Origin of the sequence: Sodalis sp. C49 (assembly GCF_046352915.1) — a bacterium.
Taxonomy (GTDB): domain Bacteria; phylum Pseudomonadota; class Gammaproteobacteria; order Enterobacterales; family Enterobacteriaceae; genus Acerihabitans.
The window spans coordinates 3,999,835-4,020,799 of record NZ_CP163303.1 but is presented as its reverse complement, the minus strand read 5'-3'; the positions used below and the strand labels follow the sequence as shown (position 1 = coordinate 4,020,799).

Annotated in this window: 18 protein-coding genes; 5 read left to right on the top strand and 13 right to left on the bottom strand. The window is 55.8% G+C overall.

The annotated features are described in order from the left end of the window. Nucleotides 1-206 precede the first annotated feature (206 nt). The gene (rho, locus tag ABUK12_RS18040; protein ID WP_162367083.1) at nucleotides 207-1,466 is read right to left on the bottom strand and encodes a transcription termination factor Rho; all 1,260 of its coding nucleotides are present in this window, start codon (nucleotides 1,464-1,466) and stop codon (nucleotides 207-209) included. A gap of 435 nt (nucleotides 1,467-1,901) precedes the next feature. Next, nucleotides 1,902-2,228, bottom strand: a complete 327-nt coding sequence (trxA, locus tag ABUK12_RS18035) for a thioredoxin TrxA (protein WP_162367082.1) — start codon at nucleotides 2,226-2,228, stop codon at nucleotides 1,902-1,904. A 118-nt stretch (nucleotides 2,229-2,346) separates the two neighbouring features. Between trxA and rhlB the strand changes: the two genes are divergently transcribed. Both rhlB and gppA read left to right on the top strand, forming a co-directional pair. Continuing rightward, entirely contained in the window at nucleotides 2,347-3,642 is a 1,296-nt protein-coding gene (rhlB, locus tag ABUK12_RS18030; protein ID WP_410013132.1) for an ATP-dependent RNA helicase RhlB, read from the top strand. 5 nt (nucleotides 3,643-3,647) lie between these two features. Beyond that, nucleotides 3,648-5,147, top strand: a complete 1,500-nt coding sequence (gene gppA / locus ABUK12_RS18025) for a guanosine-5'-triphosphate,3'-diphosphate diphosphatase (protein WP_410013131.1) — start codon at nucleotides 3,648-3,650, stop codon at nucleotides 5,145-5,147. Between the two features lie 104 nt (nucleotides 5,148-5,251). Here the strand turns inward: gppA and rep are convergent, their stop codons facing one another. The 8 genes from rep to ABUK12_RS17985 form a co-directional block, all read right to left on the bottom strand. Next, nucleotides 5,252-7,279, bottom strand: coding sequence for a DNA helicase Rep (gene rep, locus ABUK12_RS18020; protein ID WP_410013130.1), 2,028 nt, complete (start codon nucleotides 7,277-7,279; stop codon nucleotides 5,252-5,254). A 266-nt stretch (nucleotides 7,280-7,545) separates the two neighbouring features. Further along, nucleotides 7,546-9,114: an IS66 family transposase gene (gene tnpC / locus ABUK12_RS18015; RefSeq protein WP_410013129.1), complete on the bottom strand. Its 1,569-nt coding sequence runs from the start codon at nucleotides 9,112-9,114 to the stop codon at nucleotides 7,546-7,548. A gap of 30 nt (nucleotides 9,115-9,144) precedes the next feature. Continuing rightward, nucleotides 9,145-9,492, bottom strand: a complete 348-nt coding sequence (gene tnpB, locus ABUK12_RS18010) for an IS66 family insertion sequence element accessory protein TnpB (protein WP_410013128.1) — start codon at nucleotides 9,490-9,492, stop codon at nucleotides 9,145-9,147. Beyond that, a complete protein-coding gene (tnpA, locus tag ABUK12_RS18005) occupies nucleotides 9,489-9,878 on the bottom strand; it encodes an IS66-like element accessory protein TnpA (protein ID WP_410016700.1) in 390 nt (129 codons plus the stop codon). The genes tnpB and tnpA overlap by 4 nt, the downstream gene beginning before the upstream one ends. 421 nt (nucleotides 9,879-10,299) lie before the next feature. Continuing rightward, a complete protein-coding gene (locus tag ABUK12_RS18000) occupies nucleotides 10,300-12,984 on the bottom strand; it encodes a hemagglutinin repeat-containing protein (protein ID WP_410016699.1) in 2,685 nt (894 codons plus the stop codon). A gap of 30 nt (nucleotides 12,985-13,014) precedes the next feature. Next, nucleotides 13,015-14,073 carry a hemagglutinin repeat-containing protein gene (locus tag ABUK12_RS17995; protein ID WP_410013127.1) on the bottom strand — a complete coding sequence of 353 codons (1,059 nt, stop codon included), beginning with the start codon at nucleotides 14,071-14,073 and terminating at the stop codon, nucleotides 13,015-13,017. A gap of 361 nt (nucleotides 14,074-14,434) precedes the next feature. After that, nucleotides 14,435-15,184: an SDR family oxidoreductase gene (locus ABUK12_RS17990; RefSeq protein WP_410013126.1), complete on the bottom strand. Its 750-nt coding sequence runs from the start codon at nucleotides 15,182-15,184 to the stop codon at nucleotides 14,435-14,437. Between the two features lie 331 nt (nucleotides 15,185-15,515). After that, nucleotides 15,516-15,713, bottom strand: a complete 198-nt coding sequence (locus ABUK12_RS17985; protein ID WP_410013125.1) for a hypothetical protein — start codon at nucleotides 15,711-15,713, stop codon at nucleotides 15,516-15,518. Between the two features lie 53 nt (nucleotides 15,714-15,766). Between ABUK12_RS17985 and ABUK12_RS17980 the strand changes: the two genes are divergently transcribed. Together ABUK12_RS17980 and ABUK12_RS17975 are read left to right on the top strand one after the other, a co-directional pair. Next, nucleotides 15,767-16,069: a helix-turn-helix transcriptional regulator gene (locus tag ABUK12_RS17980; RefSeq protein ID WP_410013124.1), complete on the top strand. Its 303-nt coding sequence runs from the start codon at nucleotides 15,767-15,769 to the stop codon at nucleotides 16,067-16,069. After that, the gene (locus tag ABUK12_RS17975) at nucleotides 16,066-17,286 is read left to right on the top strand and encodes a type II toxin-antitoxin system HipA family toxin (RefSeq protein ID WP_410013123.1); all 1,221 of its coding nucleotides are present in this window, start codon (nucleotides 16,066-16,068) and stop codon (nucleotides 17,284-17,286) included. Before ABUK12_RS17980 ends, ABUK12_RS17975 begins: the two co-directional genes overlap by 4 nt. 129 nt (nucleotides 17,287-17,415) lie before the next feature. On the opposite strand, the gene ABUK12_RS17970 is transcribed toward ABUK12_RS17975, so the two are convergent. The 3 genes from ABUK12_RS17970 to ilvC form a co-directional block, all read right to left on the bottom strand. After that, nucleotides 17,416-17,898, bottom strand: coding sequence for a hypothetical protein (locus ABUK12_RS17970; protein ID WP_410013122.1), 483 nt, complete (start codon nucleotides 17,896-17,898; stop codon nucleotides 17,416-17,418). Nucleotides 17,899-17,949: 51 nt separating this feature from the next. After that, on the bottom strand, nucleotides 17,950-18,099 hold the full coding sequence (locus ABUK12_RS17965; RefSeq protein ID WP_410013121.1) for a hypothetical protein: 150 nt from the start codon (nucleotides 18,097-18,099) through the stop codon (nucleotides 17,950-17,952). A gap of 275 nt (nucleotides 18,100-18,374) precedes the next feature. After that, on the bottom strand, nucleotides 18,375-19,853 hold the full coding sequence (gene ilvC / locus ABUK12_RS17960; RefSeq protein WP_410013120.1) for a ketol-acid reductoisomerase: 1,479 nt from the start codon (nucleotides 19,851-19,853) through the stop codon (nucleotides 18,375-18,377). A gap of 183 nt (nucleotides 19,854-20,036) precedes the next feature. On the opposite strand from ilvC, the gene ilvY reads away from it, so the two are divergent. Then, nucleotides 20,037-20,924: an HTH-type transcriptional activator IlvY gene (gene ilvY / locus ABUK12_RS17955; protein ID WP_410013119.1), complete on the top strand. Its 888-nt coding sequence runs from the start codon at nucleotides 20,037-20,039 to the stop codon at nucleotides 20,922-20,924. Nucleotides 20,925-20,965 lie beyond the last annotated feature (41 nt).

The following is a 20,965-nucleotide window of genomic DNA, read 5'->3' as shown; positions in this document are numbered from 1 at the left end:
CCTCAATCGTCACTGGGTTAGGTGACACTGAAATATTGATTTGTCATCTTTTTCGTCACACCCGAATCTCCGTCGGGTGAACTGAAGCAAAAGGCCGCTTGGCTAAACCTCTATTCGTCAGGCAGCGGCAAGTAAGAACTCACTATCCTAGCATCAGAAACAAAAAACGCCACGTCTTGACGTGGCGTTACCCGAGTTTTTGTGAATTACGAGCGTTTCATCATATCGAAAAACTCGTCATTGGTTTTGGTCATCGCTAATTTGTTCATCAGGAATTCCATGGCGTCGGTTTCGCCCATCGGGTGGATGATCTTGCGCAGGATCCACATTTTCTGCAGCTCTTCCTGGGTAGTCAGCAACTCTTCCTTACGGGTACCGGAGCGGTTATAGTCAATCGCCGGGAAGACACGTTTCTCGGCGATTTTGCGCGAGAGGTGCAGTTCCATATTACCGGTACCTTTAAATTCTTCGTAAATCACTTCATCCATCTTCGAGCCGGTGTCAATCAACGCCGTGGCGATGATTGTCAGGCTGCCGCCCTCTTCCATATTACGCGCCGCGCCGAAGAAGCGTTTTGGCCGGTGCAGGGCGTTGGCGTCCACACCACCGGTCAGCACTTTACCCGAGGCGGGGACCACGGTGTTGTAAGCGCGGGCCAGACGGGTAATGGAGTCGAGCAGGATGATGACGTCTTTTTTATGTTCGACCAGACGCTTGGCTTTTTCAATCACCATTTCGGCGACCTGAACGTGGCGGGACGCCGGCTCATCGAACGTTGACGCAATCACTTCGCCTTTGACCAGTCGCTGCATTTCGGTCACTTCTTCCGGCCGCTCATCGATCAGCAGGACCATCAGGACGCAATCCGGATGGTTGTAGGCGATGCTCTGCGCGATATTCTGCAACAGCATGGTCTTACCGGCCTTCGGCGGCGCCACGATCAGGCCGCGCTGGCCGCGACCGATAGGCGCGGCCAAGTCCAGCACGCGCGCCGTCAGATCTTCGGTGGACCCGTTGCCTCGTTCCATGCGCAACCTGGAGTTGGCATGCAGCGGGGTTAAGTTTTCAAACAGGATTTTGTTACGGGCATTTTCCGGTTTGTCGTAGTTGACTTCATTCACCTTCAGCAGCGCAAAGTAACGCTCGCCCTCTTTCGGCGGACGGATCTTGCCGGAAATGGTATCGCCGGTGCGAAGGTTGAAGCGGCGGATCTGGCTGGGGGAAACATAGATATCATCAGGGCCGGCCAGGTATGAGCTGTCGCCGGAGCGGAGGAAACCGAATCCATCCTGCAATATTTCCAACACGCCGTCGCCAAAGATATCCTCTCCACTTTTCGCATGCTGCTTTAAAATGGCGAAGATGATGTCCTGCTTGCGCATACGGGCCAGGTTTTCCAGCCCCATGTTTTCGCCGAGAGTAATTAGCTCAGAAACCGGCGTATTTTTTAATTCGGTAAGGTTCATAATGGTGGGTTCTTAAACTCGGGGTATTTCTCGAACTGTTTTTGTGAATGGTATGGCAGCGTAAAATCGTGCCTGTCTAACGGCATTTAATCCCAGCGCATCCCGTTTGGGCTGATGAACAGCAATTCATGCAAAATGAGTACAAGAAGACTGAAGATTGAGAGCGCCTAAAAACGGATCAATTCAAATCCAGGTGGCTTGAACACCTTGCTTGTAACGCCTGTGCCGTTTATCAGCCGTTTATGGTTCAACAAACGGTTCGACCAACTGTTCAACAACAGGACTCGGACAAAGAGTAAAGCTCAGATTCAAACTACAGGTAAGATCTAAATGCAGTGGACATAAACTTAGCACGGTTCTTGGCGGGCGTCTAGCGGTCAATACGAGAAAACATAGTGAACGTCAGGGCCCGTTGAGATAACCGTTTTTTGCCGATTACAGGTTTTTATTCAGGAACTCTTTCAACTGGCTGCGGGACAGCGCGCCGACTTTAGTCGCCACCACTTCGCCATCTTTGAACAACAGCAGGGTGGGAATGCCGCGGATGCCGTATTTGGGCGCGGTGGCCGGATTTTCGTCGATGTTCAGCTTGGCGATAGTCAATTTACCTTCGAATTCATCAGCGACTTCCGCCAGGATGGGCGCGATCATCTTACAGGGGCCGCACCATTCCGCCCAGAAATCCACCAGGAACAGTCCCTTTGCCTGCAACACGTCCTTTTCGAAGCTGTCGTCACTTACGTGAATAATTTTATCGCTCATGTTCTACTCCACAGGATTATCATTACCCGGCTGGTTTAAGGTTAACCAACGACGGGTTGACTTTATTTCACTGGATACGCTTTCGTAATGCAATAGTTAACTGTTATTCTACCACACTATGAGCAAAACACACTTAACCGAAAAGAAGTTTTCCGACTTCGCCCTGCACCCGCTGATTGTTGAATCCCTTGAAAAACAAGGATTTAATAATTGTACGCCTATTCAGGCGCTGACATTACCCATCACCCTTGACGGGAAAGATGTCGCGGGACAAGCGCAAACCGGTACCGGAAAAACGTTGGCATTCCTCGCCGCCACGTTTCATCACCTACTCACCCAGCCTGCCAGCGAGCAGCGCCAGACCAATCAGCCAAGGGCGCTGATCATGGCGCCAACCCGCGAACTGGCGGTGCAAATCCACTCCGACGCTGAACTCTTAGCCCAGGCCACCGGCCTGAAAATGGGTCTGGCCTACGGTGGCGATGGTTACGACAAGCAGCTGAAAGTGCTCGAATCCGGGGTGGATATCCTGGTTGGCACCACCGGCCGCCTGATCGATTATACCAAGCAGAATTATATTGATATGGGCGCTATCCAGGTGGTGGTGCTCGACGAAGCCGATCGTATGTTCGATCTGGGCTTTATCAAGGACATCCGCTGGTTGTTCCGTCGTATGCCCGCCGTTGAACAACGTTTGAATATGCTGTTCTCCGCCACCCTTTCATATCGTGTACGTGAGCTGGCGTTTGAACATATGAACAACGCTGAGTATGTGGAAATCGAGCCGCTGCAAAAAACCGGCTATCGTATCCAGGAAGAGCTTTTTTATCCTTCCAATGAAGAAAAGATGCGCCTGTTACAGACGCTGATTGAAGAAGAGTGGCCGGATCGCTGCATTATTTTCGCCAACACCAAGCACCGGTGCGAGGATATCTGGGGCCATCTGGCCGCCGACGGCCATCGGGTCGGGTTATTGACCGGCGACGTATCGCAAAAAAGGCGCCTGCGCATCCTGGAGGATTTTACCCAGGGCACGCTGGACATCCTGGTAGCCACCGACGTGGCGGCGCGCGGCCTGCACATCCCTTTGGTCACCCATGTGTTCAACTATGATTTGCCCGATGACTGCGAGGATTACGTGCACCGCATCGGCCGCACGGGACGCGCCGGCGAAAGCGGCAGCTCCATCAGCCTGGCATGTGAGGAATATGCGTTGAACCTGACGGCGATTGAAAGCTATATTGGCCATCAGATCCCTGTCAGTAAGTATAACAGCGACGCGCTGATGACCGACCTGCCGGCGCCGAAACGCCTGACCCGCGCACGGCCGGGCACGGGTCCGCGCCGCCACTCGGCATCCCGCCGCAGCGGTGCGGGCGGGGCGCCACGTCATAACCGTAAACGTCCGGGCTGAACACCATGCTAAGTTGCACCTCGCTCTATGCCGCCATTGACTTAGGTTCCAATAGTTTTCATATGTTGGTGGTGCGCGAGGTGGCCGGCACCGTCCAGACGCTGGCGCGCATCAAGCGCAAGGTGCGCCTGGCCTCCGGGCTCAATGCCGGCAAGGCGCTGACTCCCGAGGCCATGCAGCGCGGCTGGCAATGCCTGCGGCTGTTCGCCGAACATCTGCAGGACATTCCCGCGGCGCATATCCGCGTGGTCGCCACCGCCACCCTGCGCATCGCCACCAACGCCGAGACGTTCCTGGTGACCGCGCGGGAAATCCTGGGTTGCGATGTCCAGGTGATTAGCGGCGAAGAGGAGGCCCGGCTGATTTATCAGGGCGTGGCCCATACCACCGGCGGGTCGGATGAGCGCCTGGTGGTGGATATCGGCGGCGGCAGCACGGAACTGGTGGTGGGACGCGGCGCGCAGGCGCTTGAGCTGTTCAGCCTGGAAATGGGCTGCGTCACCTGGCTCGATCGCTGGTTCAGCGATCGCAGCCTGACCAGGGAAAATTTTGATCAGGCGGAACAGGCGGCGCGCGCCATGATCCGCCCGGTGGTGTCGAAACTCCTGGCCTGCGGCTGGCAGGTCTGCGTGGGCGCCTCGGGCACGGTGCAGGCGCTGCAGGAAATCATGGTCGCCCAGGGCATGGACGAACAGATAACCCTGAGCAAGCTGTTGCAGCTCAAACAGCGGGCTATCCAGTGCGGTAAGCTCGAAGAGCTGGAAATCGAAGGCCTGACCCTCGATCGGGCGCTGGTTTTCCCCAGCGGCCTGTCAATCCTGCTGGCGGTATTCCATGAGCTGGGCATCAAGACCATGACGCTCGCCGGCGGCGCGCTGCGCGAAGGCATTATGTACGGTATGCTGGATTTACCGGTGTGCGAGGATATTCGCGAACGCACGCTGCAGAATATGCAGCGCCGCTACCTGCTGGATACCGAGCAGGCGCAGCGGGTCAGTTCCCTGGCGGCGGATTTCGCCCTGCAGGTGGCCAAGGCGTGGCAGCTGGACGAACGATGTTTTGCCATCCTGCACTGTGCGACCATGATTCATGAGATTGGACTGAGCATCGATATTAAAAACGCCCCGCAGCACGCCGCCTATTTGGTGCGCCATACCGATTTACCGGGTTTTACCCCGGCCCAGCAAAAGCTTATCGCCACCCTGTTGCAAAACCAGAGCCATCAGATCGATGTGGCGCAGCTCAGCCAGCAAAACAGCCTGCCGCCGCGCATGGCGCAGCGGCTGTGCCGGTTGATGCGCCTGGCGATTATCTTCGCCAGTCGCCGTCGGGACGAAACGGTGCCGGAGGTGAAGCTGCGGGCCCTGGACGATACCCTGCACGTGCTGTTACCCCACGCATGGCTGGCGCAGCATCCGCTGCGCGCCGAATACCTCGAGCAGGAAAGCCAGTGGCAAAGTTATGTCCACTGGCCGATGCTGCTTGAGGAAATGGAGCCGCTTTAGCACAAACTGCCCTAACCCCGGACTGCGTGGGGTTACGCGCCGGTTCCCCGGCACGGTGCGCAACCCAATCGGCCGGCCCCGCTATCCGCTGCGGTGCCGGGCGGTCAGTGCTCCTGTCCCTTGGCTTTCGCCAATTGCGCCTTGATGCTGGCCAGATGGCTTTGTCCCCGTGACATGCGATCCTCCGGGCTGACCACTTTGCGCACGCTTTCCCAGGCCAGATCGTCCTGCGGCAGCTCCAGCAGGAAACGGCTCGGCTCCGGCCGGATAGTCTCGCCGTACTGACGGCGCTCGCGGCATAACGTGAAGGTAAGCTCTTTTTGCGCCCGGGTGATGCCCACATACGCCAGCCGCCGCTCTTCATCAATGTTATTTTCATCAATGCTGCTTTGATGGGGCAACAGGCCCTCTTCCATCCCCACCAGGAACACGTAGGGAAACTCCAGCCCCTTGGACGCATGCAGGGTCATCAGCTGTACCTGGTCCAGTTCTTCATCGTTCTCGCCCCGCTCCATCATTTCGCGCAGGGTAAAACGGGTTACCACCTGATCAAGTGTCATCGGCTCGTTAAGATCCGACCCCTCCAGCATCTCGGTCATCCAGCTGAACAGCTGGTTAACGTTTTTCATGCGCATTTCAGCGGCCTTGGGGCTGGGCGAAGTTTCATGCAGCCAGCTTTCATATTCCATACCGTGGATCAAATCGCGCACCGCCGGCACCGGCTCCTGCTCCGCCAGCCGGGCAATGCCGGCCATCCAATGGGTAAAACGTTGCAGGGATTCCAGGCCGCGCCCGCTCAGCGTCTGGCTTAAACCCAGATCAAAACTGGCGTCAAACAGGCTTTTATTGCGTGCCGAAGCCCATTCCCCCAGCTTTTGCAGGGTGGCCGGACCGATTTCCCGCCGCGGCGTATTCACCACGCGCAAAAAGGCGCTGTCGTCATCCTGATTGGTCAGAACGCGCAGGTAACACAGCAGGTCCTTGATCTCCGGCCGGGAAAAAAACGAGGTGCCGCCGGAAATTTTATAGGGAATGCGGTTTTGCATCAGCATTTTTTCAAACAGCCGGGACTGATGGTTGCCCCGGTAGAGAATAGCGTAATCGCGATAACGGGTTTTACGGATAAAATGGTGGGCGATCAGCTCCCCCACCACCCGCTCCGCCTCGTGATCCTCATTATTGGCGGTGATCACCTTCAGCGCCTCGCCGTAGCCCAGTTGGGAAAAAAGCTTTTTTTCAAACAGGTGCGGGTTATTGGCGATCAGGATATTGGCGGCTTTCAAAATACGCTCCGTGGAGCGGTAATTTTGTTCCAGCTTGATCACCGCAAGCGCTGGAAAATCGCGCTGCAGCAGTTCCAGGTTTTGCGGGCGCGCGCCGCGCCAGGAGTAAATGGACTGGTCGTCATCCCCCACCACGGTAAAACGCGCGCGGCTGCCCACCAGCATCTTCACCAGTTCATACTGGCTGGTATTGGTATCCTGATACTCATCCACCAGCAAATAGCGCAGGCGGTTCTGCCAGCGCTCGCGCGCCTCGGCGTCGCGTTGCAGCAACAGGGTTGGCCGCAGGATCAGATCGTCGAAATCCAGCACGTTGCAGGCGCGCAGATGGGCGTCATAGAGCGCATAGCAATGGGCGAACAGTTTGTCGCGTTCGGTACGCGCCGCAGCCTGCGCCTGGACAGGATCGAGCAGATCGTTTTTCCAGTTGCCGATCGCCGACGCCAGTTGCTTGAGCAGATCCTTATCCCCTTCCAGCCACTGTTCCGTCAGATCTTTTAACAAAGCCGATTGATCGTGCTCGTCAAACAGCGAGAACTTCGCCTTCATGCCCAGCGCTTTGTATTCCCGCTTGATAATCTCCAGGCCCAGGGTATGGAAGGTGGCGATGGTTAAACCGCGCGCCTCCTGCCGTCCCAGGGTCTGCGCCACGCGCTCCCTCATTTCCCGCGAGGCTTTGTTGGTAAAGGTCACCGCCGCGATATGCCGCGCCTGATAGCCGCACTGGCGGATAAGGTGGGCGATTTTATTGGTAATGACGCGCGTCTTGCCCGATCCGGCGCCGGCCAGCACCAGGCAAGGCCCGGTAACAAATTCGACGGCGTGCTGCTGGCTGGGGTTCAGGCGCATGGTGATTTCCTGGGATTGATAATGATAAACGACGGCCTGGGATTGTAGCAGAAAGGCGGGACGAGGTTGATACCTAACGCAGGACGATGCCCGCATAGGATCCAACCAGATTATGCGCGGGATTTTCTCCGGGCGCGGATTAAAGGACACCACAAACGGAACCGGCCTGGTCGTTAAAATATCCGGGCCCCTACAGCCCGGTTGGCAACATTAGCCTACCGGAAGTCCACGGCAGAGTAAGCGCACGCCCAGCGCCGTATTGACAGTTATTCAGCAGGAATATTGAGATTCCATGGCAGGAGCTCTTTGATCTTATTGATGGGATGATCCACTATATTAGCCAGCACATGGCGCAGATAGGCTTCCGGTTCGACGCCGTTCAGTTTGCAACTGACGATCAGCGTATACATCAGCGCGGCCCGGTCGCCGCCGCTGTCCGACCCCATGAAGAGATCATTTTTCCGGCCCAGGCTCACCATCCGCAGCGCGTTTTCCGCGATATTGTTATCGATCTCCGCCCAGCCATCGCCGGCGTAGTAACACAACGCCGGCCAGTGGTTCATCAGATAGTTGAACGCCTTTGCCGTATCGGCCTGTCGCGGCAATGTGGTGAGTTTTTCCCTGATGCAGCTCTCCAGGCCCATCAGTAACGGCTGGGATCGCGCTTCGCGCACCTGTTGTCGTTCTTCGGCCGGGCGCCCCCGGATGTCGGCTTCGATAGCATACAGTTCACCGATCCTCTGCAGGGCTTCGGTGGTGGTTGGCGACGGATGGCGAACATGGATATCATGGATTTTACGCCGGGCGTGGGCCATGCAGCCGACCTCGCGGATAGGGCCTTCTTCGTATGGCGGGTTGAAGCCCGCGTACGCATCCGCCTGCAACAGTCCGCTGAACCCGGCCAGATGCGTTGGCGGATGAATCCCCTTGCGGTCCGGGCTGTAGGTGAACCACACCGCGGGTGGAAGTCGCGAACCGGCGTTGCGGTCGTCACGCACATAGACCCACAGCCGGCCGGTTTTCGGTTTACCTTTGCCGGGTTGCAGCACGTCCACCGGCGTGTCGTCGACGTGCACCTTGCCGGTGTCCATAACATAGTCGCATACCGCGTCGGCCAGCGGCGCCAGCAGATTACTGCACAACCCCACCCAGCCGGCCATGGTGGCCCGGCTCAGTGTGACGCCCTGTCGGGCAAAGATTTCCGATTGTCGATATAGCGGCGAGTGCTCGGCGTATTTCGCCGTCATCACGCGCGCCAGCAGGCCCGCACCGGCGATGCCACGTTCGATGGGGTGCGACGGCGCCGGCACCTGGACGATGACATCGCAGCGGGCGCAGACCTTCTTCTTACGCCGGGTTTTTATCACCTTGAACGCGCTTTTAATCAGCTCAAGCTGTTCGCTGACATTTTCGCCCAGCGGCTTAAGATCGCCGCCGCAGGCGGGACAGGCCGGCTCGTGCGGCTCCAGGCAGCACTCTTCACGCGGCAGGTGTGACGGTAAAGGCCGACGTACCGGTGAGGGGCGTAAGGCCGGCGGCACCGCCGGGTCCTCGACACGCGCAGACTGGGACGTCTCTTTCGTCAGTAGCGCTTCCAGGCGATGCTCCAGTTGGACTATCTGTCGCCCGGCCTTTTCCGAGCTGCGGCCGAAGTACAGGCGCCGCAGTTTCGCCAGTTGCGCCAGCAGGCGGTCGATTTCTGCTTTGCGTGCGTTAAGGTCATTGTGCAGGGATGCGATGGTCGCCTGTTGTTGCGCGACCAGCGTTTGTTGTTGCAGTACCAGCGCTTGCAGCGCGGGCACATCAGTGGGCAAGGCATGATTTTTTCGTTTCATGCCAGGATGTTAAGGGAAGCTATCGGGTTATTACAATATCGCCAGGTTAAACGAAGTGCGTTCCGGTTGTTTCCAATTTATTTCTTTAAACAGCATCGATAACTGGGCTGGCGTCAGGAAGACTTTTCCCTCCCGGGATTGCGGCCAGACCAAGCGGCCGCGCCCAAGGCGTTTTGCCGGCAGGCACAGGCCGTCCCCGGTCGACCAAAACACCTTTGTCAGGTTGCCGCGTTTTTCCCGGAAGACGAAGACATGGCCGGACAGCGGGTCTTGCTGGAGGGCGGATACGACTTGGCCGGCCAGGCTCTGGAAGCCCTTTCGCATGTCAGTCTGACCGGCGACCAGCCAGATACGGGTGCCCGCCGGTAAGCCGATCATGATTGCGGGCCTTGCATGAGTTCACGAACCAGGACGGTCAGCAACTCGGCCGAAGGTGACGTCAACATCATCCGTCCCCGGGGAAATGTGATTTCACAGGAACAGGGGTGCTCCAGCGGAGATTTCTGCGGGGCCGCAGGCGTCGCGGGATTTTCGGTGATATGGACAGGTAAAAGCGTGGTGGCTGACGGGGTGTGGCCGGCTTTGGGCTGACGGCGGGTAACCCGTCCTTCACACTCGAACAAGCGTATCCATTTGAACAGGACATTGTCATTCACGTTGTGGCGGCGAGCGACCTCGGCAACGGATGTACCTGGTTGTAGAGCAAGCTGAACCAGCTTTAACTTCAGTTCTGGAGAGTAGAACTGGCGAGGCGCTGAAGAGATAAAAGTTCGTTTTAGCCAGATTGATACCGGTAATTTTCATTGCAGACAGGGTATTTCTCTTACTTTTTCTTCTGATTAAAGTTTATCCATCATGGCGGAAATGGATGCTGTCGTGAAGAAGGGGGAAGAGCATCTCATCGCTTACGGAATAACAAGCGGGTCTGTAAGATAAAATCCCGGCGCAGGGGCCGGGATATATAAAGCTTAAAAGTTGTTAACACCTATTAATGTAAATTAAATCTATATAGCAGCCATATAGCAAGTCCACAAATAGCACCATAACATGCTCCTAGAATGGCATAATCAGAAAAATTGATTTCAGTGATGTTTTTCAATGAAAGCCAAATAGCAAGTGGTATTCCAACACTGAATCCTGCTGAAAAATAGGCCATGATTACAATTAACGATAAATACGGCCTCTTCAATTTTCAATACCATCCTTTTGTATTAGGGTACTTGTCGCTTCCTGCACTGTAGCTGCACTTGTACTGCCTGCAATCCCAGGTATAGGGCTTAGTTTTACTTCTTTGAATAAATAACCTGGCCCGAATGTTGTCTCGGAATATTTAAGGGCATTTTTACTCGCTTCCATGCCAAAATGTTCTTTGATAAGTTTAGCTTCCCATGGGCGCGTGATCGTTGTACCCAAGCCAAAACCAATAGCAGTTCCACCCGCCGCCCCCATCATTGCAGCCTCTGAGTTTTCGCCCGTTACATGGCTGCTAAAATAGGCTCCCCCTACATTCAACCTGACATTAGAGTTAAGCGATTTCCCTACCCCGGCGGTTCCACTCACACCTGACGTGAAGAAACTGGTGTAATCAAATTTTTCGCCTGTTTTCCCCTCTAACACCTGTACACCGGCATTTGCCCCCAGACTCATGGCGGCACCCGTGGCTTTCGCTGTTGTGGTCGCGGATGAGGCCACGAATGACTTCGCTGTTCCGGCAAGTCCTAGGACATTTTCCGGCTCCGCCACAAACGACCCCAGTCGGTCCCAGTTATCGGTGTTTTTATGGATATACTCCAACGCCTTGGCATTTTCCGTCTGTACCACGCCACGGATCTCATCATCTCGTATTGGCGCACCGAACCAGTCTGGCATCCATGTGGGGCGTGTGGCCGCATCGATACCGGTATCAACCAGCTGTTTTTGATAGCTCGCACAGGTGAGGGGGCTGTCGGTACATATTTGCTGGAGTTCTTCGTTGCGTCGGGCATTTATCGCTGCGTATTTGTCCCGAACTGCGCCACAGTCACCGCCCGTAGCCTTGCATTCCGTCCACTCTTTCTCAAACGCACGGGCTTCATCACCATTCAGGAAGTTATTCTCCACCGCGTTTTTGCCAGCCTGCGCCCCCGCAGTCGCACCTGATATGCTGCCGCTGCTGACTCCCGCCGCGATCCCCGACGCCAGCGTCGACAGCGCGCCCAGGTTCTCCTTTTGTTGTGATGTCAATTTATCGCTGTCCGCCGTGCCGTATAATGCCAGTGCTATCGCCGGCGCGGCCATTTCGCCGCTTGCCGCACCGGTCGCTCCCGCTACGGCATTGGCGCCGCTCAACTCGGCTATCACCCCGCCCAGGATGGCATGCGCCACCACGTTATTCCGCTTCTCCTCATCGCTCAGTTCGCTATGCGGCTTGCCCTGCGTGGTAATAGTCTTGACCTTGTCCGCCAGGTAGGGCGCCGCACCCTGCGCCAGCGCCGCCTTGATATCCCCGCCGGCCAGTCCCTGCAGCGCGCCCACCACGGCATTGACCCCCGTCCTGACACTGCCGCCCATTCCGGCGCTTTGTGCTGAGAGGGCATTGTCGTAAGCCATCTGCCAGGCCTTATCCCTTACTGCCTGCGGGCCATTCTCAACTGCGGGGTTGGCACGCTTCACCGTATCGAGCTCCATTTTCGCCTGCGCCTTAAGTTGGGAAAGGGCCGCATTATCGGACATCACAGCCGTGGCCTCGCGGGTGGCTTTCGTCTCCGCATGGGTATTATAGATATCAAGCACCTGCGTGCCAATATCACTAATAAGTTGTGTCTTTTGCAGCCGTTTCTGCTCTTTTTCTTTATCAAAGGTGGGGCTGATGCTGCCGTCGTTGGCATGGTCTGGATCCCGGCTGAGCTGGCTGATATCCTGTTGCTGATTCACCTGATCCCGAACGATCAGACTGCCTGCCGATACCGCCGCTTTCGTCGTGCCGGAAGCATGATTCTCATGGTTCGTGCCCGCCAGCGGCAGCGCGCTGACGTTACTTAGCACATTACCGCCAACCGGTCCGCCGCTGTTAAAGCCCGCGCTCTGATGTTCAGACTTATAGTCGGCCTGGTTATCAATGTCCGTCCAGCCCAGCGTGCCGGTGTCCAGCGTGTTTTTGTCCGGCGTTGCCGTGGCAGCGATAACCGCTCCGTCCAGTTGGGTGTGATCTTTAACCTTGATATCATAGCCGCCTTTTCCCGCAAACAGCCCGGTCTGTTCCGTAACCGAGTCATAGTTGCTGTGCAGCGTATTCCGGCTGACGTTCACGCTGGCAGAACCGGTCATCGATCCAAAGGTAAAGCTGCCGCCGGCGCTGGCGTTCTGCTGCTGACTATCATAGCGATCGCTGTCCTGCTCGGAGGTTAGGGTTAGATTGCGGCCGACATTAGCGCTGATCATCTCTCCGCTGACCTGCGCCCCTTTCAGGGTAGTATCGCGACCGCTGGTGAGGGAGAGAGATTGTCCCGCATCAAGGGTGGTTACCGAATGGGTCAGGCTGCGGCCTTTCTCATGCCCTTTGCCGGCATTGACGCTCGCCGATACGCTGACGCCGTAACCGCCGGCTCCGACGCCGATGCCGACGCCAACGCTGCCGCCCTTACTGCTGTTTTTACTGTCGATGCGTTCGGTATTCTGTGCAGACAGCAGGGTGATATCCTGTGTGGCGGCAAGCGCAATATCCGCGCCCGCTTTCAGTTGGCTACCCTGAACGCTGATATTTCCCCGACCGTCCGCACCGTTTCCGGTGGCCGTAATCGTCAGGTCTTTGCCTGCATTGAGCGTACTTCCGTGTGACCGTGCGCTTTCCGTACGCGTTTCGCTCCGGGATGACTGGCTACCATAGGACAGGCTAATGCCAACCGTGTTGGTGGCTCCTTGCTATGCACCTTCGTCGCCTGCCTTGAGCCCGGCGGCGGCGTTTTTAGCATCCGCCGCCTCCGTCAGGGCGTTATCTTGCCCATACGCCAGTGCCGCCTGGGTACCCGAAAGCGCTGCCTTGGTGCCCTGCAGGGCCCTCAGGCGGCCGTCGCTCTCTTTGTTTGCCTGCTGCGCCGTGCTGACGGCGGTATTAAGCGCGCCGCCCACCGTTCCCGATAGCGCCAGACTCAGGCCGCTTTGTTTTGACTCAAACGTCTCTTTACGGGTGCGTTTGTCATACCCCGGATCAATTTGCACGCTGTCGCCGGTTATCGTCAGGTCCTGTCCGGCAACCAGATCGGCTCCGCCGATATACATTCGGTTGCCGGCCGTAAGATTCAGGTTGCCTTTGCTGCTACCCAGCGTGCTGACGCTTTGGCTTTGCGTGGCCCCATCTTCCTTGACCTGGTGGCGAGATGACTTACTGCCCACGGTAAAACCGATGCCTCCGCTGCCCATCAACCCGCTTTTTTTCTGCTCTTCCAGTAAATAGTGGTATTGCGTTTCAGTGGCGGCAGTAATGGCGATATTGTTTCCCGCCTGCAGGGTGACATCATTGTCGCCCACCACCGCCGACCCGGTCACAGTCAGGTCGTTGCCAGCGGAGAGCAATACCGTATTACCGCTCAGCAGAGTGCCTGTTTCGCGGGTGACGTGATCTTCCTTAACCCTGTGGCTGCTGCTCTTCGACAGGTATCCCTTTTTCTCCGAGCGTTCATCCGAGAATTGGTACTGGCTTTCAGTGGCGCTATTAAGATGAATATCCTTGCTCGCCTGCACAACCAGCCCCCCTTGTTCGCTATGCAGCGTACTGCCCGTTACCGATATATCACCGTCACGAGCCACGATCATCATCTCGTCACGGGCGGTGAGAGTGCTGCTCACGGCGCTATCACTCGTCGTTACCATATCCCGCCGGCTTTGCGTTTTGCCATCGCGTTTGCGCTCGCTGTCCCGATCCGAGACACGCTGACGCGCTTCCCCGATCGTGACCTGCCGCGCGTTTTGAGATAGTGGCATTATGCGTATGAGCCCAGAAAAAAATCAATTCAAAATCGGCAACATTGTTAAACCATTATTAAACCTTGAGTTGAAGCAAGCCACTGCTGGGGAGTTATAATTTCACGGGCTAAGCTATATATCGCCGAAAAGTCGGCCTGATGAAAGAAAAGTGAAATTATTAATCTATTCCGCGGAAAATAATAAAACAACCACCAAAGATCCAGCATGAATAATATATATGATAAGGCTGACTGATGAGGTTGATATTCATTAAGTTCATCAGCGAAATACTGGTAAGCGCAAAGGACGCCAGTAATTGAGAAATAGTGTCAGATCAGTGATGAGCCCCGCAATATTTTTTGTTCTTTTATTATGCGAACTATTTTCCTCCCGCAAGATCAAGGAAACTGCCTGTGACATAGGAAGCCTCATCAGACAATAACCATGCGATAGCCTGAGCCACTTCTTCTGGCTGGCCGCCGCGTTGCATCGGCAAATTACCTTTAACACGATCCACCCGTTTTGGCTCGCCGCCATCGGCGTGCATTTCGGTGTAAATAAAGCCGGGGCGCACGGCGTTAACGCGAATTCCCTGGGCCGCGACCTCCAGGGACAGGCCAATGGTTAACGTATCAATGGCGCCTTTCGAAGCGGCATAATCTACATATTCATGGGGTGAACCGAGCCGTGATGCCGCCGAGGATACGTTAACGATGGCTCCCCCCTGGCCGCCATGGCGATGCGCCATCCGTTTAACCGCTTCCCGGGCGCAGATAAAGCTGCCGCTGACATTGGTGGCAAACAGGGTGGCAAGCCGTGTTGCATCCAACTGTTCGATAGAGGCTTGAGGCATCAGCATTGCCGCGTTATTGACCAACCCGGTAATGGGGCCAAGCTGTTTATCTATTTGCCTGAACAGTTCCACCACCTGTTCTTCCTGGGCGATATCTACCTGAACCGCAATGGCATTCCCGCCGCCATGGCGAATGTCATCGATAACCGCTTGCGCACTGGCTTCACGGGTATGATAGCCAATACAAACCTGGTGTCCTTTGCTGGCGAGGCATAATGCCGTAGCCCGGCCGATGCCGCGATCGCCGCCGGTTATCAGGGTAATTTTATTTTTCATATGCTGTGTATCCGGTCGTAAGTGGAGCGTCACGATAGCGTTTCCGCGCCAAGGGGGGTGCCCGGTCAGGTAAGCACCCAACATTTATCAGACTGAACAGCTGAAAGCAATGGGCAGTAAACAAGCCAATGTGGCCCTGATGGCGATGGCTCAGCCGTCAATATTAAAATGTTATGTGATAGCGTCTGGCTGAGATCGGGGTATGGATGTCACGCTTCCAGCGGGGAAAACGATTGCTATCGCGCTTTTAAAAAGTTTTCTCTCATTGAGTCCGACACCACAATGAAGAAATCCGCCCTGATGACGGATTTTGATAACGTGGCACGTATCTTTATCCTGCCATCTCCACTTCTATTATAAACTTTATCACTTCGGCGATACATATCCAGCACGGCGCTTTCAGTTCATCGGCAAGATAGCTCACCACGTCGAACAGCAACCCTGTGAGGATGTGCTCTATTTTAACGGTGGTAAACAAACAACCTGAATTCTCGACCGCTGTCTCTATTTCTTTATGAAATGTCGTCATTCTGTATGCTATATTTAGCAATATAAACTTTAGTGTATCACGGAGTATGCAAAATGAGAGTATTCCGGGTAGAGCAGGCATTGAAGAAACTGGGCCGCGATATACAGGATGCGCGCAAACGCCGCCGCATAAGTACCTCGCTGATGGCTGAGCGAATCGGTATCACCCGCGCCACGCTCAGCAGGCTTGAGGCCGGCGATGCAAAAGTGTCAATGGGGAGTTATGCAATAGCGCTGTATGTGCTTGGTAAGTTGGATCAGTTGGAAAACATCATAGACCGGACTCAGGATCCACTCGGGCTGGATTTGATGGATGATGAGTTGCCCGTCCGTATCCGCACACGGAGAACAGAATGAAGAGCATTAACGTCACCATTGACTGGCAAGATAACGCGCGACTTGTCGGCCAACTGGACGTGTATGTCGCCAGAGGCACGGAACGTTATCAATTTACCTATGCGGCAGACTGGGCCAGGAACGGATTCGCCATTGATCCGGCGCTGGAGCTTATCCCCAGAACACCTTATGTAGATAATAAGCTGTGGGGCGCATTCCAGGATATTTCCCCTGATAGATGGGGGCGCCTAGTCCAGACCAGGGTCAACAACCGCCATCTGTCCGAGTGCGATTTTCTCCTTGGCGTCAGCGATTATATGAGAATGGGGGCGTTACGCCTCAGCGATGCCGCACAGCCAGACGTTTTTTTAGCGGATAACCATGACGTGCCAAAACTGGTCAATTTGCGGGAACTGGAAGCCGCCGTTCACCGCTTTGAAGCCGGGCGGGAAAGCGCGTCAGATCTGGCTATGATTGCGCAACCCGGTTCTTCTCTGGGGGGCGCTCATCCCAAAGCCTCGGTGGAAGACAAGCATAAGCTGTGGCTGGCGAAGTTTCAAAGCAATACCGACACAGAACGCGTATCACTCTGGGAAGCCACCATGCTGGGTCTCGCAAGAAAAGCGGGTATTCGCACCGCACATCACCGGGTTTTGAATGCCGGTGGTGACAGACCAGTGCTTCTGGTGGAGCGTTTTGACCGCCTGGACGGTAAACGCATCCCCTTTATTTCCGCCATGACGTTACTGGAACGTAACGAAAATAATAAAGAAGGCGCCAGCTATATTGAAATTGCGGATGCTCTCACCCATTACTCATCGCGACCCGGGGCAGACCGGCTGGAACTGTTTAGCCGTATGATCTTTAATGCCATGACGGGCAACATTGATGACCATCTGCGTAATCATGGTTTTTTACGCGAACCACAAGGTTGGCGGCTTTCTCCAGCTTACGATATCAATCCGACAACGGAACATTTTGCGCGCCGTAATCATAACTTGTCATTCGATGGTGACCGCTCCAAACCCTCTCTGGACACCTGTCTGGCGCTAGCTGAATTTTTCGATGCTGGGAAAGCTGAAGTTAACGCAGCGTTGACCAAGATTGCCCAAGCAGTTTCACAATGGCGAAATATAGCGAAAGGCAATGGTCTGCGAGGCGAGGAAATTATGCGAATGGAAAGGTCGTTTGAACATGACGATACAGAGCGATTGTTGCGTTATTTGCCCTCACGGTGACAGTATTGAACGTCCCAGGCGCTTTTGTATGCCGCTATTTCTAGCCTTTCCCTGTGCAATCTAAGTCCTGGCCTAGGGCTCAGGATTTTTTCTACAATATTAACACGCGGTAAGGGCGAGTTCCTTTATTCAGGATATTCCGCTTTCCCCAGCCCTCTCCACCTCCGCGATAAATTTCGCCCCATGGGCGGTACGTATCCAGCGCGGCGCTCTCAACTCATCGGCAAAATAACTGACCAGTTCAAACAGCAATCCGGTGAGGGTGTGCTCCATTTCCGCTAATAGCGCCCGGTCCATCAGAATTCGCGCCAGCGCCTGGCAATATTCGCAAAGTAGCTCGGCGTCAGGTTCAAAGCGGGGCGAGGTCACCGGGAAATCATCCACGGTCAGGCTTACAATCAAGTGAGGCGGGATCGGGTCGTTCAGCGTGGGTTGCAACTGGGCAAGGCATTCGGCAAGCCGTGCGCTAAGCGCCTGCCGGCGTGTGGTATCGCTACTTTCACGCAGGGTTTCAGCGAACTGTTCGCAATGCCCGGCGAGCACGGTGAAATCCGTGGTTGAACGGAAGGGGACAGAAAAAAATGCATGAGTTTGGGTTGGGATCGTAGCCATAAGGCAGCCTCCACTAAGTGATATTCATAAACCACCACTGAATTACCTGAATTACGTAATTTCAGGGTGAGCTGAATTCACGACATCAAAATACGCATAAGCGTCAAATGCCGCCACTAAGTTTTGTATCAGGGAGACCAATCCCAGCGCCTGATTTGCAGGCGCAAAAGCACGATATAATGGCGAGCGACTATCCGCCATGCCTTTCGCCGTGAGTATCATTATCGTCGAGGGCCGTCTCAAAATTGAACGCTATATTGCACGTTATTACGTTTAATGAATCATGGGTTATACATTATTCATAGCCTGCCGCATCGGCGCAGATTGCGGTCGTAACGTATAAAGACTATCCCAATGGGATCAGCGTCCTGTCTACGGTGTCAGGCCGTTGTCGGCAATCTCACGCGCTGAAAAAAAAGCCCCGCGCATCAGCGCGGGGCCTTGTGAAATATCAGCGACTGTCGCCGGTGGAAGAATCAGCCGGCAACCGCAATCCGCTTCATATCTTTCATATACCCGCGCAGGGTGGCGCCGATAATTTCAATCGGATGGTGGCGGATGGCTTCGTTGACATCGCGCAGCTGCGCATTATCAATCTCGGCGGCAGGCGCGGCCTTGCCGATATCGCCCGGCTGCAGGCTGTCCATAAAGTTGGCTTTCAGCAGCGGCACGGCGGCGTTGGCGAACAGGTAGTTGCCGTATTCGGCGGTATCGGAAATCACCACATTCATTTCATACAGGCGCTTGCGCGCCACGGTATTGGCGATCAGCGGCAGCTCATGCAGCGATTCGTAGTAAGCCGATTCGGCGATGATACCGGAGCGGGTCATGGTTTCAAACGCCAGCTCCACGCCGGCCTTGGCCATGGCTATCATCAGCACGCCGTGGTCGAAATATTCCTGCTCGCTGATTTTGCCTTCAAACTGAGGGGCGTTTTCAAACGCCGAGGCGCCGGTCTCTTCGCGCCAGGTCAGCAATTTCACGTCGTCATTAGCCCAGTCTTCCATCATGCCGCTGGAGAAGGCGCCGGTGATGATGTCGTCCATATGTTTTTCGAACAAAGGCTGCATCAGGGCTTTTAACTGCTCGGACAAGGCAAAGGCGCGCAGCTTGGCGCTATTGGACAAACGGTCCATCATCAGCGTAATGCCGCCTTGCTTAAGCGCTTCGGTGGTGGTTTCCCAGCCGAACTGCACCAGTTTCCCGGCGTAGGCCGGGTCGATGCCGTCCGCGACCATTTTATCGAAGCACAGTAGCGAGCCGGCCTGCAGCATGCCGCACAGGATGGTCTGTTCGCCCATCAGGTCGGATTTTACCTCGGCGACAAACGATGACGCCAGGACGCCGGCGCGATGGCCGCCGGTAGCGGCCGCCCAGGCCTTGGCCAGCGCCATGCCTTCACCCTGCGGGTCGTTTTCCGGATGTACCGCAATCAGGGTCGGCACGCCGAAACCGCGTTTGTACTCTTCGCGCACTTCGGTGCCGGGGCATTTGGGCGCCACCATGATAACAGTGATGTCTTTACGGATTTGCTCGCCCACCTCGACGATGTTAAACCCATGGGAGTAGCCCAGCGCTGCGCCTTTTTTCATCAGCGGCTGCACGGCCTGCACCACGACCGAATGCTGTTTGTCCGGCGTCAGGTTGACCACCAGATCGGCCTGCGGGATCAGTTCTTCATAGGTACCGACCTTAAAGCCGTTTTCGGTGGCCTTGCGCCAGGACGGGCGCTTCTCGTCAATGGCCGCCTTGCGCAGCGCGTAGGAAATATCAAGTCCGGAATCACGCATGTTCAGGCCCTGGTTCAGCCCCTGCGCCCCGCAGCCGATAATGACCACTTTTTTACCTTTCAGGTAGCCCGCTTCATCGGCGAATTCATCCCGGGCCATAAAGCGGCATTTACCCAGCTGCTCCAGCTGCTGGCGCAGGTTCAGGGTGTTAAAATAGTTAGCCATGGTGCTACTCCGTAATAGGGTATGGTACTTCTGGTATAAGGGTTCCCGCCGGACGGGAATAGGATGTTTGCCACTATAAAGCAGGAATCGTGTTGCTTAAATTGATATATTAACAATCTGATATTGCATATTGTGCAACGTGCGCGCTGCACATGGAAAAAGCGGTTTAAAGGTGCTGCCCCTATGGATCTGCGCGATCTTAAATTGTTCCTTCACCTCGCGGAAAGCCGCCATTTCGGCCGCACCGCGAAAGCGACCCACGTTAGCCCGTCGACGCTGTCGCGCCAGATCCAGCGTCTGGAGGAAGACGTGGGACGGGTCTTGTTCCTGCGCGACAACCGCACGGTACAGCTTACCGACGCCGGCGAGCAGTTGAAGATTTTTGCCCAGCAGACGCTGCTGCAGTACCAGCAGCTGTCCCATCGCCTGGGCCAGCACGGTCCGTCGCTTAGCGGCGAGCTGCGGCTGTTCTGCTCGGTTACCGCCGCCTATAGCCACCTGCCGCCGATCCTCGACCATTTCCGCGCCCGGCACCCGTTGGTGGAAATAAAACTGACCACCGGCGACCCCGCCGACGCCGTGGAAAAAGTGCAGTCCGGCGACGCCGATTTAGGCATTGCCGGCCATCCCGAAATCCTGCCGGCCAGCATTGATTTTACCCCGATCGGCGCAATACCGATGATCCTGATAGCCCCGGCCCTGCCCTGCCCGGTACGCGCGCAGGCGCTGGTCGCCACGCCGGACTGGTCGCATATCCCCTTTATCTTACCGGAGCACGGTCCGGCGCGCCGCCGTATCGATCACTGGTTCCGCGCCAACCGCCTCGCCAATCCGCAGATTTACGCCACCGTCGCCGGGCACGAGGCCATTGTTTCCATGGTGGCGCTCGGCTGCGGCATTGCGCTGATCCCCTCGGTAGTAGTAGACAACAGCCCCGAACCGGTGCGCAACCGCGTGCAGATTGTCGAGCACGGTACGCCGGTAGAACCGCTGGAATTAGGGGTATGCGTACAGCGCAAACGCTTGCAGGAACCGTTGATTGAAGCGTTCTGGCAACTGCTGGAACGTTAAGGGGCAACGCAGCCAGGGTGCAATGGCCTGGTTAATGGCGG